10 protein-coding genes are annotated in these 15,769 nt (G+C 35.9%); 9 read left to right on the top strand and 1 reads right to left on the bottom strand.

Annotated elements, in window-relative coordinates; all coding sequences use genetic code 11:
* Positions 1-106: 106 nt before the first annotated feature.
* Positions 107-2,251, bottom strand: a complete 2,145-nt coding sequence (locus tag H1P_RS03560) for a GumC family protein (protein ID WP_144864221.1) — start codon at positions 2,249-2,251, stop codon at positions 107-109.
* A 2,059-nt stretch (positions 2,252-4,310) separates the two neighbouring features.
* Here H1P_RS03560 and H1P_RS03565 point away from each other — a divergent pair.
* The 9 genes from H1P_RS03565 (at position 4,311) to H1P_RS03605 (ending at position 15,732) form a co-directional block, all read left to right on the top strand.
* A complete protein-coding gene (locus H1P_RS03565; protein WP_246141454.1) occupies positions 4,311-4,595 on the top strand; it encodes a hypothetical protein in 285 nt (94 codons plus the stop codon).
* Between the two features lie 212 nt (positions 4,596-4,807).
* Positions 4,808-6,016: a WecB/TagA/CpsF family glycosyltransferase gene (locus H1P_RS03570; protein ID WP_144864225.1), complete on the top strand. Its 1,209-nt coding sequence runs from the start codon at positions 4,808-4,810 to the stop codon at positions 6,014-6,016.
* A gap of 34 nt (positions 6,017-6,050) precedes the next feature.
* Positions 6,051-6,893, top strand: coding sequence for a glucose-1-phosphate cytidylyltransferase (rfbF, locus tag H1P_RS03575; protein ID WP_144864227.1), 843 nt, complete (start codon positions 6,051-6,053; stop codon positions 6,891-6,893).
* Positions 6,894-6,957: 64 nt separating this feature from the next.
* Entirely contained in the window at positions 6,958-8,478 is a 1,521-nt protein-coding gene (locus tag H1P_RS03580; RefSeq protein ID WP_144864229.1) for a VanZ family protein, read from the top strand.
* Between the two features lie 41 nt (positions 8,479-8,519).
* The gene (locus tag H1P_RS03585; protein WP_144864285.1) at positions 8,520-9,695 is read left to right on the top strand and encodes a methyltransferase domain-containing protein; all 1,176 of its coding nucleotides are present in this window, start codon (positions 8,520-8,522) and stop codon (positions 9,693-9,695) included.
* A 91-nt stretch (positions 9,696-9,786) separates the two neighbouring features.
* Complete coding sequence (locus tag H1P_RS03590) at positions 9,787-11,964, top strand: Ig-like domain-containing protein (RefSeq protein WP_144864231.1); 2,178 nt, start codon at positions 9,787-9,789, stop codon at positions 11,962-11,964.
* Positions 11,965-12,048: 84 nt separating this feature from the next.
* The gene (locus H1P_RS03595) at positions 12,049-12,969 is read left to right on the top strand and encodes a putative capsular polysaccharide synthesis family protein (protein ID WP_144864233.1); all 921 of its coding nucleotides are present in this window, start codon (positions 12,049-12,051) and stop codon (positions 12,967-12,969) included.
* 66 nt (positions 12,970-13,035) lie between these two features.
* Complete coding sequence (locus H1P_RS03600; RefSeq protein ID WP_144864235.1) at positions 13,036-13,935, top strand: glycosyltransferase family 2 protein; 900 nt, start codon at positions 13,036-13,038, stop codon at positions 13,933-13,935.
* A 9-nt stretch (positions 13,936-13,944) separates the two neighbouring features.
* Positions 13,945-15,732, top strand: coding sequence for an ABC transporter ATP-binding protein (locus H1P_RS03605; RefSeq protein WP_144864237.1), 1,788 nt, complete (start codon positions 13,945-13,947; stop codon positions 15,730-15,732).
* Positions 15,733-15,769: the final 37 nt, after the last annotated feature.

A 15,769-nucleotide genomic window follows, 5' to 3' on the forward strand; every position in this document is an offset into this window, starting at 1 on the left:
CTAATAGGCGTGAAATTAACTAAGTCACCGAGTCGTAGAAACCTCTTATTTGAGGTACTGTGTCCTGAAACAAGTTCAGAACCTTATACGCGGAGTCGCGTCTCTACTATATATTGGCAGTCACTTTATTAATCACAACACCCAAAACAGGAATTCTTGATATATTTAATTGATCCATTGCTTCTTTTAATTTTAAAGCCTGTAGCTTACCCAAACCAGTGACGAACATAACTCCATCTGTTTTGCTAGCAAGTAAACTGACATCTGCATAATCAACAACTGAAGCCACATCGTAGATTACTAACTCAAAATATTGCTTGAGTCGTTCCATCAAAATTCGCATTTTTGGCGAGGCTAACAGTTTGCTGGTATCTTCATTATGACTGATACTTCCAGAAGATATTATAAATAAGTTTTTTTCCAAGCAAGATTTTTTGATAATTTGTTTGATACTTATATCATCACACGATAAAAAATCACTAAGACCATAATGTGGTTTTGACATCATGCTGCTACTCAATCTGGTAGGACTACGCATATCAGCCTCAACAACCAAGACTCTAGTTCCCATTACAGCTTTTGCTTGGGCTAGATTGATTACTACAGTAGATTTTCCTTCACCAGAAATTGCAGAAGTAACGATTAAGGAACGAATATATTTTTGTTGTTTGACTTCAAACAAACTTAAATTAGCTCCTAAAAACCGAAAAGCTTCTATAGATGGAGTCGAAAGATTGCTTAAAGGAGAACTTTCTTGATAGAGTTGAATTTGCGATGATTTTTGTTCTTTTTCTGATGGTTGAACTAAATTAATTATTTTTTGAAAAGGTAATTTTTTATCGGAATGATTGAAATTAGAAGAATCGAATGGAATAATTCCTAATACGGGTTGATTGGTAATTTCTTTAACTTCATGGGAATTGTAAACCAAATTTTGATATTGATCTATGATGAGTGCTGCGCCCGTCCCAACTAATAAGCCCAAAAACGAGCCTAAAATTACATAGTTAATCTTACTAGCAGCATCAGAACGCGCTTCTCTTACTGGAGTAAGTAATCTCCAAGGAGCCTCTTTTTGAGCAGCTTCTAATCGTAAAGCTTCTCTTTGAATTAGAAGCTCGTTTAACTGCTCTACTGTTACTGTCATTTGTCGCTCGATAGTTTCGTATTCTCTTGTAACCCCCGACCATTCTTGAAGTTCTTGTTGCATAGTTGTAATTTCTTTACTAACAGTATCAAATTGTTCTTGTCGCAATTCAATTTGATTATTAATTTTTTGTTGAATCGTGGTTCTTTCTCGATCTATTAAAGCAATTACAGCCTGTCTCTGTTCCTGTAAAGTTTGAATTTCAAAACTTTGAGGCGAAAAGATAGCGGACTTTTGGGCAATTTGATGATCTACCTGTTTTAAATCAGTTAGTAATTGATTGTATCGATTAGTCCCAATTTCCATTGCGGTAGTGGAGGTAGCAGACTGTCTGTCTAGTTCTGTTGTGGCAAGATTGGCTAGTCTTTGAGCTTCTTTTAATTGAGATTTTTGTTCAATTTGCTTGACAATTAAGTTATCAATTCTTGCAGATATTTGAGTACCTTGAATTTTTGGCTCGATAAAATTATGCTTTGTTCTTAATTGTTGTAATTGTTGATTGAGTTCATCAACTGTAGCTTGTATCTTAGGAATTTGCTGATTTAAAAATTCTAGTCCTCGATTAATTCCAGATTGCCTTCTTTGCAAACTGTAATCTAAATAAGCTATTGTGAGAGCCTGTAAAACATCTTCGACTTGTTCGGGATCGCTATGTTTGTAGAGAACTTCTAAAATCGTTCCTTCTGTATTAGCGGTTAAAGACAGTGTGTTAATAATAGAGCCGTAGTTTATTCCTGGATATTTGTTTTCAAGCTCCTCTACTGCCGATGCAATAATCCGAGGACTTTTTAAGGTTTTTAATTGTACCTCGTTTAAAGTAACTGCCGTAACTTCCTCCCTAGTTTCCCGTGACTGTGCACCAGAAGAAGTAACTTTGGTTTCAATCGTTACGGGTTCTGAAAGTATTTCAAAATCAGCTTGATAAGTAGGTGTACGGTTGATTGCTTTTAAAAAAGCTAAAGAAGATATGGCAATAGTGATTCCCAAGACAACATGAATCTGTCGCAGAATCTTGTCTTTGAAACCAGCTAAATTTAATCCTCCCTCTTCTGATTCATAATTTTGAGCGAGTGGCTCTATCTGAGTATATTTATCTACTTCCATTGGTTTGAGTTGATTGAATAAAAGATTAAGAAATTAGTTAAATTGATGTTTGATAGTCAGACAAATGTTGTTTTTGTAACAAAACATAATATTTATGTTTTAACTTTTAAATTATTTGAAGATTAACGTATAAATTTTTGTGGATTTTTTGATTGACAAGGGTTCGGACAAATTTAGAAAAAAGACAAAAAATCTATCCATCAGATAGGTTAATGGTGTTGAGCGATTACCGCAGATGAATAGCATCAAGACAATTATACAAAGATCGGATTGATAGATTAACAAGTACAAGTTTGGTATAGAAATTTAGTTGATTACAACACCTTTCCCTTTGCTACAATACTTGTTTTTTTAACAACGCCGAAAAATCTCATAGTCTTTTGTTCTCAATTGTGTCTATTCTCTCTAGTTCTTCCCGATTGACTTCTAAGTTGAAATAACTAATAAATCGGTATTAACCACAAAATAGTGGAGGTGAAGCTAAATAAAGATGTCCGAAGACGACATTTAATAAATTTATTAAAAGATCTTCGGAATTGTTGTACTTTACAAAAACAATAAATATTATCGATCGATCTTTATCAAAACAACAAAATACTATTGGCAAATTGCCAGAATATTTTTGTATTTATGTCTGAATTGTAAAGCTTATCTTTTTTTTCACAATTAATTTAATCTTTTGACAAAATTAGGTATTGACTTTTAAAGAGTAAGTTCAGTATTATCAACTCAATAATACCAACTAAATAACATCAATCTTGTGATAGAGGTTTTCTTTTTTGAAGAGTATAGGGATGAATTAATAATGTTATATCTTGTCTGCTCTAAAAACTAAGTAACCTTAGAAATCAACAATAAGTATAATTAAAGAACCAACAAGTAATCGGTGCCTTAAGCAGTCTCTCACTTATCTGAGAAACTCTGTAACCAAAAATACTATCCTGATAACTCTTTCTAGGCTGGACTAAATTTTCCAGAAGAAACAGTCAACACGGGAGTAAAATATGCTCTAAGCCAGAGAGCATTTGCTCCCGTCAAAAAGCGGTTTGCTAGAGAAGACACCTGGAGTGCACTTTAGTAAGTCGTAATGATGGGATTACTGTGTCCTTACAAATAGTACAAATAAACTAAATCAAGTAAGAAGCTCACGAGATTAAATTAGTCTGGCATTCGGGTGATAGCTAAAGACCAGATTATATGCTGGTTTTAAAGTCCTATTGTTCAGAGGTATCAATGTTTTAACAATTAAAAAACAGAATAACCGAAAAGTCACAGATTAACTCGATTCTGCTTGATATTATCCCACTGATGATGGGACGGGACTCCGCCACGTTCGTTATAACTCTCTCGTTCGGCAAGTTCGTGGCTTTTAAGGAGAGACCTCGCAAGTTTAAGTCGGACGCTTGCGTAACCTCAACGACGTGGGTTGCTCGTCAACATCGCGATTCTTTAAGGCTATGAATAGTACTAAGCTCCCAGAAAACCCCCAGAAGACAGACTCTCAGAAAGCTTTGCTGAGTTTCAACTCCCAACGAAGACGTGAAGTCTGACCTTTGGTTAATACCTCAATTCTTCGTTGATTGTTTTGTGTATAGCGCAATTCCTCGTCTTCACAAAATCTTCACAGGATAAATCTAATGTCTTAATCCGAACTGACGTTAAAACAGTTACCAGTTATCGCCTTATCGGTTCAATTACATAGTAGATTTTTGCTTTTCCAATGCTGATTTAATCAAGTTAGAGACTTTCGATATCTTCTATCTCCAAGAGAAGAGCGCGAGAGCCTTTTATACTGATTACTGTTCTGGCGTTTATTGTCCACCGATCGTCGTTAAATCAGCTAGCGAGCAACAATTAGTTTTGATTGTTGCTTCTTCTCCAAGGAATCAGCAAATTTAATTAATAAAAAAATTAAACTAAGGGTAAAAAGCCAAGTTGCATGAGTAATAAAAGAAGCAAAAGAAAAAAAGTTAAAAGTTTTTCATGTCCCTTTTGTGAAACAAGGTTATGGCGATTAGGTAGTCCAAAGTACCATCTTTTCTATAAAAATGCTGGGGAAATGCGGAGAAATTTGCAAATATCCGCCAAAAAAGCTTCTTTTTTAGCTAATCAAAGTTCTACCTGTCTAGACAATAAAACCTGGATAGAAGAATTTTTTTGTCGCACACACGGTAGGATGTGGCTTTATCTTTCCCATAGAAATCAAGAAGAACTAAGTTACAGGCTAGCGAAAAGAGAAGATTGGCAACAAACAGACAAAACTTTCGATCCCAGTAATCGTAATCCTTCGATTAGTGAATTTAGTTATCGAGTAAGCAGAAAAGGTTATTACAAATTCAAGTAATAATTGTTAAGATTATTAGCTTCTAATTAAAGCAATATTTAATTCTATTTCCTTAAAAAAACTGCAATCTTATTAAATAATTGTAACTATATATAAAAAGTGAATTACGCACAATTTTATACCTATAAGGTATAGGAAGCAATTGGAAAGTCATGCCGTCTTTTGAGACATCATCACTTTTCGCAAAATAATTAAGCAAGTTGTTTGTCATCATGAAAATGTCGATTCCCATTACTAATATACTGGGTTCACCAGTTACCAGTTTACGTTTAGAAGAACAGGTTTCGCTCATCTTAACCTGGGCTAAAAAACATCAAAGCAAAGTAGTTTACTTGGCAAATAGCCATATGCTAATGGAAGCGTATTGGAATCTGCACTTTGCTAGAGTTCTTGAAAAAGCAGATATTGTATCTCCTGATGGAATGCCTTTAGTTTGGATGCTAAGACTAATGGGATTCCGTAATCAAAATCGTGTAGCTGGGATGGATGTCTTTGTGAATTTGTGTCGATTGGCTTCGGTCACAGATATCAGTGTTTTTTTCTTAGGTTCAACACCAGAAGTTCTTGGCTCAATGAAAAGAAAACTCGAAAAAGAGTTTCCTCAGTTATCAATTGCAGGAATAGAACCTCTACCTTTTTATCCTTTAACTACAGAAGAAGATGAGGCTTTGATTGAAAAGATCAATTGTAGTGGTGCAGGATTGATCTTTGTCTGTCTTGGTTGTCCAAAGCAAGAAAATTGGATTGCACATCACAAAGACAAAATTAATGGTGTGATGATTGGAGTTGGTGCAGTTTTCGCCGTTTATGCTGGTTTGCAAAAGAGAGCCCCTCGTTTAGTTAGGGAATTTGGCTTTGAATGGTTATATCGTTTAATGCAAGAGCCACGTCGTCTTTGGAGGCGTTACGGCAAGACAATTCCTCCTTTTATGTACTTGGCAATTAAGCAGTTACTAACTCCTTACAAACGTAAGCTACAGAAAGTGAAACGAGATTTAACACAGGAAAATATTATCTTAGATTTGGCAACTTTAGATACTAAAAAATATAGCAAAATAGGAGAAATCTTAGTTAAACAAAATATAATCACTAAAGATTTTTTAGAAGAGGCTTTACTGGAACAAAAAAAACATCCCGAACTAAAAATAGGAGAAATTTTAGTTCAAAACAACTTTGTATCGTCATCTCAACTTAATAAAGTTCTTAGTAATCAAAACATAAAGCTAGGGCAAATTATGCTCGAAAAAAGCCTGGTTTCTCCAGTAAAACTGAAGCAAACACTCAAATATCAAACAGATAATGGGGGGTTAATTGGTGAAATTATGGTGAACAAAAACATTATTACAGCAGAAAGTTTAAGTTATTTATTGGTCGAACAATATTGGCGCAAAAACTTTGGTAGCTCATTTATCAAAAATTAGATATTTACTAAATTAAATTAAGAGGAAAACTGTGATGAAAGTAGGAATTCTTGCTGGTGGGTTAGGAACTAGAATTTCAGAAGAAACAGAAACTAAGCCCAAACCTATGGTGGAAATAGGCGGACAGCCAATTATGTGGCATATTATGATGCATTACTACAACTATGGCTTTAAAGATTTTGCGATCGCCCTAGGCTATAAAGGAGCAGCGATCAAAAAGTACATGGTGGATTATTGCTCTTTAAACAGTAACTTGACCGTCGATTTAGGTATGGGACAAGTCAAAACCCATGGCAACTTTAAACTAGATTGGACAGTGGATTTGATTGATACTGGGCTAACAACCAACACGGGTGGTCGTATCAAACGTCTCATACCCTACATGGGAAATGAAACCTTTATGTTGACTTGGGGAGATGGGGTGTCTAACATTAATCTTCACGATTTATTAGATTTTCATCGCTCTCACGGCAAACTAGCTACTCTAACCGCAGTTCGTCCCCCTGCTCGTTTCGGTCATTTGGACTTAGAAGGGAATCAAATTGTCGAGTTTTCAGAAAAGCCACAAACCAGAGAAGGCTGGATTAATGGGGCATTTTTTGTCTTAGAACCTGAAGTATATGACTATATAGAAGATGATGATACCCAATGGGAAAAAGCTCCCTTAGAAAGATTGGCTCAAGATGGACAGTTAATGGCTTATAAACATGACTCTTTTTGGCAATGCATGGATACTTTACGGGATAAGCGTTTATTAGAAAGTTTGTGGTCAACAGGAAACGCACCTTGGAAAACCTGGGAGGAAAATACTACTGACTGGTTACAAGATATGCATCGTCAAAGTGTTGGAGAGCAGTCTGCAAACTCAAAAGTATAAAGTAATTACTTTAGAGAACCTAAAATTTTTGGTTGGGTACTGATAAGTAGTTCCCAAGAAAATAATGCTACAGCGAGCTAAGCTTTTTGTCATTATCAGTCTGCTATTGATACTGGCGGTAACTCTATTTCCCTTTGATTTTTCCCCTGAAAAATTGTCAATTCAAGAGATTACTAAAGGTTTTCATCATGTTTCCAATCCCCTGGATTTTATAGTTAATATTTTGCTATTTATTCCTTTTGGCTTTAGTTGTTCCTGGCTGATGCAACTGAAAAATAGGAGCGGGATCGAGAAAATTTTAGCAGTTTTGGGTATTAGCGTTAGCCTTTCTACCATAATTGAAGTTTTGCAGCTATTTCTCTCTGGGAGATTTTCTACCAAAGCAGATATTATTGCTAATGGTTTAGGAGGATTTCTCGGTTGTTTGAGTTTAATTTTATGGCACTTTTACTTATCAGATTCTTTCACGAGGTCGAGAAAATTTCTCAAGCCGAGATATTTGGTACTATGCCTGATTAGCTACCTCATCATGATGGTATGGGTGACGATACCTTTATCGAATGCCACCACTCTGGATAATTGGAATACTAATTTTCCTCTAGTATTAGGCAATGAAGCAACAGGCGATCGCCCGTGGCAAGGCTATATAGATCGATTGGCAATTTTTGATCGTCCTTTTTCTGAAGAAGATGTCCAATACTTTTTTACTGAAGGAAGTTTTGCGCTCTCTACCCCAAACTCTCTCATCGCTTTTTACCAATTATCGGCAAAAGGAGGTTATCGAGACAGCACAGGGAAACTTCCTGCATTGACTTGGCAAGGACATTCATTTTCAGAGCGCAAAGCAAAGCGAACTAAAGAAGCAGTTTATGTAACTGATAGTCAATGGCTAGCAACACCAATTCCTTCTAGCTTGATAAGTTCCAAAATTCGTCGGACTTCCCAATTTACCCTCTGCACGATCGTTGCCACTGCTAAACCAGAACAAACTGGTCCTGCCCGCATTATTTCCCTTTCCAGCGATCCCTATCATCGCAATTTTACCCTCGCACAAGAAGACAAAGACTTGGTTTTCCGTCTACGTACTCCTTTAGCAGGAGAAAACGGCACTAATGTCGAGTTTTTAATACCTGATGTTTTTCAAGATACCAACTATCACCGTCTAGCGATCGCCTACGATGATTCGGTCGTCAAGATTTACATTGATGAGTTGAACCGAATATACTCCTGGCAATTAATGCCTGAAGCTGCTTTTTTAGCAAAATCATTCCTAACTCGCTTTAGTTATGAGGGTATGTTGAGCTACAAAATCCTCTATTACCTTCTAGTTTTTGCTCCTTTAGGCTCACTGTTGGGGCTATTGAGCCTCATGCTTCGAGGAAAATTAATGCTGTGTAGCCTCTTACTTGGCGTAGGTATTGTTTTTCCCGCAGGAGCGTTGCAAAGCTTTTTAGCCACTGGAAACCACACCAATCTCAATTCAACCAATTTTTGGCTGAGTATTGCGATCGCCCTTTCGACTTTTTTTCTGGTAAGAAGTGGCATCTTATTGGAAATTGCACCATTACCGAAGCCAGCAACATAAATTATTTTACCGTCAGTGGAGCTTAGATCGAAGTGAATCAAATCATCGAAAAATCCTGTCCTGTCTGTTCAGCTTCTCATCCAGAAGTGTTTTTTGAATTATCCGATCTGCCAGTCTTTTGTAATCTGCTGTGGAGAGAACGACAAGCAGCCCGTAACTGCGCCAAAGGAGACATTAAATTGGCTTTTTGTCCCACCTGTGGTTTTATTGGTAATACGGCTTTTGATCGAGCAAAACTTGATTATACAGAGGATTACGAATGTTCTTTGGATTTTTCTCCCCGCTTTCAAAGTTATGCCCAATCTTTAGCCGAGAGGTTGGTAAAAAAACACAATCTGTACAATAAAAAAATTATCGAAATTGGCTCAGGCAAAGGAGACTTTCTGCTCTTACTATGTCAACAAGGCAACAATTACGGTATCGGTTTTGACCCCACCTATGTTTATCGACCAGAACATGACCAATATCAAGTGGAATTTATTCAAGACTACTATTCCGAAAATTATGCCCACTATCAAAGTGATTTGATTGTTTGCCGACATACTTTAGAACACATCCCCAATCCAGTAAGTTTTCTGACAACTCTGAGACAAAATATTGGCGATCTCTATAAGCCAGAAATTTTCTTTGAAGTGCCAAATGCTTTGGATACCTTCCATAATTTAGCTATTTGGGATATTATTTATGAGCATTGTTGCTATTTTAGTCCTGTTTCTTTATCTAATGCTTTTGCTCGTTGCGGCTTTCAAGTTACAGAAACAAAAGAAGAATATCGCGGTCAATTTTTATGTTTAGAAGCTGTTCCCAATCAAGAAAATCAAGACCTACCAGAAAAGCAAACTGAAGCTTTAAACCAACTAAAAAATGACATTGCCACTTTTAGTAACAAGTTTCAGCAAAAAGTAGACTATTGGAAAACTAAATTACAAGAAATTGCTAGTAGAAATCAACGTGTAGTCTTATGGGGAGCAGGTTCTAAAGGAGTTACCTTTTTAAACATTCTCAAAGAACAACAGCAAATTGAATATGTAGTAGATATCAATCCCAACAAAGAAGGCAAATTTATTCCTGGTACTGGGCAACAAATAGTAACACCTAAGTTTTTACTCGATTATCAACCAGATATTGTCATCATCATGAATCCCATATACAAAAATGAAATTCGCACAATGGTTGAAAAGATGAATTTTATGCCTGAGTTTATAACAAGTGTTTAAAAGCAATTTACAAGAACCCAATCAAATCTTGTTTCAAGAAAATTTAGATTAATTTCTTACATTAAAGAAACAAAACAACTAGGAGCAATCAATGATGTTTGAGTCTGACGATTTTAACAGTAATAATTTAGATAATCAATGGACATTTGTGAATCCATTGGATGATGGTTCATTCGACTTAACTGGATTAGGAACAGGAGATGCTTATCTAGAATTATCTGTACCTGATGGCACTACCCATAATGTCTGGAAAACAAATAAAAGCGCAGTTCGAGTAATGCAGCCAGCAACAGATACCAACTTCGAGCTTGAAGTTAAGTTTGCCTCAGAACCATCACAGTCTTTACAGATGCAGGGAATCTTTGTCGAACAAGATGACAATAACTGGCTGCGGTTCGATGTCTTTTACGATGATGGTCAATTAAACGTCTTTGCTGGTAGAACCATCAATGGTAAATCAAAACGAAGAATCAGAGTGGGAGTGGCTGCTGGTTCGGCTTCCTACTTACGGGTCAACCGACAAGGAGATGTTTGGAGTCTGGAATATTCTGGTGATGGAGCAAACTGGACAACCGCAGGAAGCTTTACCCAGGATTTAGAAGTCAATTCAGTGGGAACTTTTGTGGGTAATATTGGTGCAGCCTTTACTAGTCAGGTTGACTATTTTTTCAATACTGCAGCACCCATTGTTCCCGAAGATGAAGACGAAGGAGGAGTCACAAATCAATCACCCATAGCTAACGATGATATTGCCATCACTGAAGTAAATACTCCCATCACCATTGATGTTCTTGATAATGATAATGACCCCGAAAATGATCTTTTGAACATCAACAGTTTTGAGACAACTTCGACAGAAGGAGGTAGTATCAGTCTCGATGATAGAGGGACTCCTAGCAACCTCAGTGACGATCGATTAATCTACAATCCCCCAGATAACTTTAGTGGTAACGACAGTTTTAGCTATACAATAGCCGATGAGCAAGGAGCAATCTCTACAGCAGCTACTGTCAGCATCACCCTGAATGATGGTTCAGGAGGTTCTAACCTACCACCAATAGCTAGCGATGATACTGCTACGACTGAAGCAAATGTTCCCATCACCGTTGATATTCTGGGTAATGATAATGACACTGATGGTAGTCTTGATTTTAGTAACTTAAATATTATCAACAATCCCAGTAACGGTAACGTAAATATTAGTACTGTTACAGAAACAGTTACTTATACTCCCAATCCCAATTTTACTGGCAACGATAGCTTTAGCTATACCGTACAAGACAATCTCGGCGCAATTTCAAACGAAGCAACAGTAGATCTTATAGTGGAGAATGTTGTTCCCCAAGGAGATGGACCAGTTATTGACATCTGGTACGGCTTAGACCAAACTTTCGGTCAAATTGGGCAACCACAAAATTGGGTTAATATTTTGGGAAATATTCCCGACCATAGGAGAGTAGCATCTTTGACTTATTCTCTTAATGGTGGAAGCGAAATTCCATTGACTATTGGTGGGGGAGGAAGATTAAATGGGAGAGGAGATTTTAACGTTGACATAGCCTATGCTGACTTGGATGGTTCATCTACCGACGATCTTGTAACACTGAAAGCTATTGATAATGCAGGAAATATCTCTACTGAGACAGTAAGCATAGATTATGAAGCGGGAAATGTTTGGTCTCAGGAGTATTCTATTGACTGGAGTTCTGTTGAGGAGATTCAAGATGTAGCACAGGTAATAGATGGAAAATGGGCTATTGAAGGAGACACTGTTCGCACAGTTGAGCCTGGTTACGATCGCCTAATAGGCATTGGTGATATTGCTTGGGAAGACTATGAAATTACAGTTCCCATAACTTTAAACGGTGCAGCAGGCAGAGGAACTGGAGTCGGTTTTTTAATGCGCTGGCAAGGACATACAGACTATCCTATATCAGGCAGACAACCAAAAACAGGATTTCTTCCTCTGGGCGCAATTGGTTGGTACAAAGGCGATAGCTTAGAAATTCAAGGCGATAATAATGATCGGAAAGACGATAGTGGTAAAACACTTGATGTTGGTCTTACCTATAATTTTAAGATGAGAGTAGAAACTCTTGAAACAGGTTCACTTTATAGCCTAAAAACTTGGGAACTAGGTACATCAGAGCCTACTGAATGGGATGTACAGAAAAACGAAGGATTATCAGATCTTGCCAGTGGTTCGGTTGCTCTATTGGCTCATCGTTACGATGCCAGTTTCGGTGATGTAACTATCGCCTCAATCTAACAATTGCAATGCATTGAAATTAATTGCAGTTCAAATACAGTCGATTGCAATTCAATTATCAATCTTAATTCAGTTAACAAAAATATGAAAAATAAAAAGCCGAAAATTCAGGAAAGAATCAATTTTTTTTTACAAGAAAAAATTTATTTTTTGAAATTTAACTATAGATTTTGGCAAGCAGAACTACAAGGCAAAGAACGTATTATTTTATATCAAATGGGAAAAGTTGGCTCTTCAACTATCTTTAAAACTTTCTATAAATTAGGTTTGGATAAAAAATTTGTTCTTCATAGAGTATATTATTTTACTCAAGAAGGAATTGAGTTTGTCGAAAAATATGTCGGTAATACTTACGGCGATTTTATTAACTTTCCTGATTCGTTTAAAAATCAAATTTGGAGAAGCAGTTTACTGAAAAATAAACTGGATAAAAATTATCTTAAAAATAAAAAATGCAAGATAATAACCATAGTCAGAGAGCCAATATCTAGAAACATTTCTGCTTTTTTTCAGACTTTAAACTGGTTCGTAGAGAAAAAAGAGCATGATTTCTCCAATAAAAAGGCTTACTTACAAGAAGTTGCTCGTTGTTTCTGGGAAAAATACCCTCATGACATTCCTCTAACTTGGTTTGATGACGAACCAAAGCGCGCTTTAGAAATTGATGTTTTTGCTAGTGAGTTTCCCAAGTCAAAAGGATATAAAATTTATCGTGGTGATTATGCCGATTTACTACTATTAAAATTGGAAAAATTGAATGAATGTTCCCAAAAAGTAATTCCCGAATTTTTAGGAATTAATAATTTTGTTTTAGACAATGCTAACGTAGGACAACGAAAACAATATGCTGACACGTATACAGATTTATTGAAATCAATTATAGTTCCTGATTCATACATTGACAAAATGTATGATTCTAAGTATACAAAGCATTTTTATAGCGATCAAGAAATAGAAGTATTTACACAAAAATGGCTAAAAAAATCAGCTAAACCAACAAATTAATCAATGCTAACTATTAATTGATAATTGCCTAATAAATATTTTTTGTCTTACAAAAGGAAATTTAAAATGAGTACTGTTAACAATCCATATGTGAGTATCGGGTTGCCTGTTTATAACGGCGAACAATATCTGAGAGAAACATTAGATTCGATTTTAGCTCAGACTTTTACAGATTTTGAGTTGATTATTTCAGACAATGCTTCAACAGATAACACAGAAGGAATATGTCGAGAATATGCTGATAGAGACAAACGAATAAGTTATTATCGCAACTTGAAGAATATTGGTGCTGCGGGCAATTATAATCGAACTTTTGAATTATCTTCAGGCAGATATTTTAAGTGGGCTGCCCATGATGATCTCATAGCCCCAGAATTTTTAGAGCGTTGTGTTGCAGTATTAGACAGTGAACCTTCTGTAGTTGTATGCTATACAAGGGAAGTTTGTATTGATGAAAAAGGTCAACCTCTTAGAAAACGAGGAAATCTCTTGAATCTTCGTTCCTCGAAACCTCGCGAACGTTTTAAAGAGTATCACGATCTTTGGTATAAAAGAGGTTTTACTCATGCCAATCAATGTTTTGCCTTGATTAAGTCAAGTGCTTTGGCAAAGACTCCTTTGATAGGTAGTTATGTTTGGTCTGAATTAGCATTGGGCGCAGAATTACTCTTACTGGGAGAATTTTATGAAATACCTGAATATCTATTCTTTTTTCGCTATCACGAGAATACTTCTCGATCTACAAAAAAAAGTCGTGGCTATCAGCAGCTAGCTATCTGGTTCGATCCCAAGAACAGAAAGAAAATTATTTTGCCACAGTGGAAACTGTTTTTCCAATATCTACTAGCGATCAAAAGAGTACAAATGGGCTGGCAAGATAAAGCGCAATGTTATGTGCAAATGGGTCGTTGGTTGAGTTGGAAATGGAAAAGTTTAATCAAAGAATTAATCCAAGGAGTTGTTTAAAGCAAAGAGATGATTAAATATTTGGTCAAATTTCTGTATATTCTTCCTGCCAGCAATAGCCAACTAATAATTTTAATTTTATTATTTATTGGGGTATCTATATTAGAAACCTTTGGCATCAGTCTAATTGGTCCATTTATCAGTTTATCTGGAAACCCAGATTTCATTACTGATAATCATATTCTTAATCAAATTTATCAGTATTTTGGTTTTCAAGACCAGAGGCGGTTTATTGCTTTGCTAGGCTTGTTTATTATTACTGTTTTCTGCATTAAATCATTAATTAGTTGGTACGTACAAAGTTATGTTTTTATATTTGCTTCTAAACAAAAAGTAAAGCTAACTAATAGATTGATGCACGCTTATTTGTACGCTTCTTATACATTTCATCTCAACAAAAGTAGTGCTAGTATTATTCATAATATTATAGGAGAAACTCAAAGATTTAATGTAATTATACATACTTTTCTGATATCAATTTCTAATCTAATAGTTATTTTATTTCTAGCATTATTACTTGGAACTACCAGTTCCCTTGCCTTAATTTCCTTGCTATTAATGGGTCTTCCTTTAATCTTTTTGCTTAATTTATTCAAACAAAAAGTAGTTCGTTGGGGAAGAATGTTGTCTGAATCAAATGAAGAAATTATTCGTAGTGTTAATCATGGTTTAGGAGGTATCAAAGAAACGCAGGTAATTGGTTGCGAGCATTATTTTGAGGAGCAAATAGATCGCCAAGCTACAATTTATGCTGATGCATCTGGTGCTTTTCACTCATTTAAGCTGTGTCCTCGCATTTTAATCGAGACATTGTTAGTTATCTTTTTAGTTGGTTTTACTTCTGTGTTTTTGCTTTATAGCCAACAAGATATTGATCGGCTTACTTCTGTGCTGAGTGTTTTTGCCATAGCCTCAATTAGACTCATTCCTTCAATAACTAATTTGGCAAATGGAATTAGTAAATTACAGAGTTCCAAGTTTGTACTTGATAAACTATACTTCGATCTTCAAAAGCTAAAATCGACCAAACAGGAAAGCTATCAACCCAAAACTATAGGTAGCTATCAAGATAAAAATACAATTGTTTTTAGAAATCAGATTCTTCTTGATAAGATTAGTTATTGCTATCCTAATGTTAATGAGCTTGCTTTAAAAGACATTTCTTTACGCTTGAAAAAAGGTGAATCGATCGCTTTAATTGGTAAATCTGGTGCAGGGAAAACTACATTAGTAGATGTTATTTTAGGTTTACTAATACCCCAGCAAGGAAATATTACAGTAGATGGGGACTCGATTTACGATAACTTGCGTTCTTGGCAAAATATGGTTGGTTACATACCTCAATCAATTTTCCTGATCGAAGACACAATTAGAAAAAATATTGCTTTTGGCGTACCAGAAGATTTAATTGATTATCAGAAATTGTATCAAGCAATCAAAGCTGCACAATTACAAGAGTTAGTGGACGAACTTCCCAATGGAATAGAAACCTTTGTGGGTGAGCGAGGAGTCCGTTTATCGGGTGGTCAGCGTCAGAGAATTGGGATTGCTCGCGCACTTTATCACGAAAGAGAAATTTTAGTGTTGGATGAAGCAACTGCTGCTTTAGATAACGAAACAGAAAGTTTAGTCACTGAAGCAATTAAATCTTTGAGCGGTCAAAAAACCATAATTATTATTGCTCACCGTCTAACTACTGTAGAACATTGCGATCGCATTTATTTAATGGAAAAAGGAAAAATTATCAAATCTGGTAGTTATCAAGAAGTAGTGTTAGCTAATCACAGTCTTTCTTAAAGCAGAAAATTCAACTACTTGAGAAGGTTGCCGAGAA

This window comes from Hyella patelloides LEGE 07179, from assembly GCF_900659865.1.
GTDB classification, from domain to species: domain Bacteria; phylum Cyanobacteriota; class Cyanobacteriia; order Cyanobacteriales; family Xenococcaceae; genus Hyella; species Hyella patelloides.

Bases quoted from the DNA above. Each gene is read 5' to 3' on its own strand.
- H1P_RS03560 (WP_144864221.1), bottom strand. From the start codon at position 2,251: ATGGAAGTAGATAAATATACTCAGATAGAGCCACTCGCTCAAAATTAT.
- H1P_RS03565 (WP_246141454.1), top strand. From the start codon at position 4,311: ATGCGGAGAAATTTGCAAATATCCGCCAAAAAAGCTTCTTTTTTAGCT.
- H1P_RS03570 (WP_144864225.1), top strand. From the start codon at position 4,808: ATGAAAATGTCGATTCCCATTACTAATATACTGGGTTCACCAGTTACC.
- rfbF (WP_144864227.1), top strand. From the start codon at position 6,051: ATGAAAGTAGGAATTCTTGCTGGTGGGTTAGGAACTAGAATTTCAGAA.
- H1P_RS03580 (WP_144864229.1), top strand. From the start codon at position 6,958: ATGCTACAGCGAGCTAAGCTTTTTGTCATTATCAGTCTGCTATTGATA.
- H1P_RS03590 (WP_144864231.1), top strand. From the start codon at position 9,787: ATGATGTTTGAGTCTGACGATTTTAACAGTAATAATTTAGATAATCAA.
- H1P_RS03595 (WP_144864233.1), top strand. From the start codon at position 12,049: ATGAAAAATAAAAAGCCGAAAATTCAGGAAAGAATCAATTTTTTTTTA.
- H1P_RS03600 (WP_144864235.1), top strand. From the start codon at position 13,036: ATGAGTACTGTTAACAATCCATATGTGAGTATCGGGTTGCCTGTTTAT.
- H1P_RS03605 (WP_144864237.1), top strand. From the start codon at position 13,945: ATGATTAAATATTTGGTCAAATTTCTGTATATTCTTCCTGCCAGCAAT.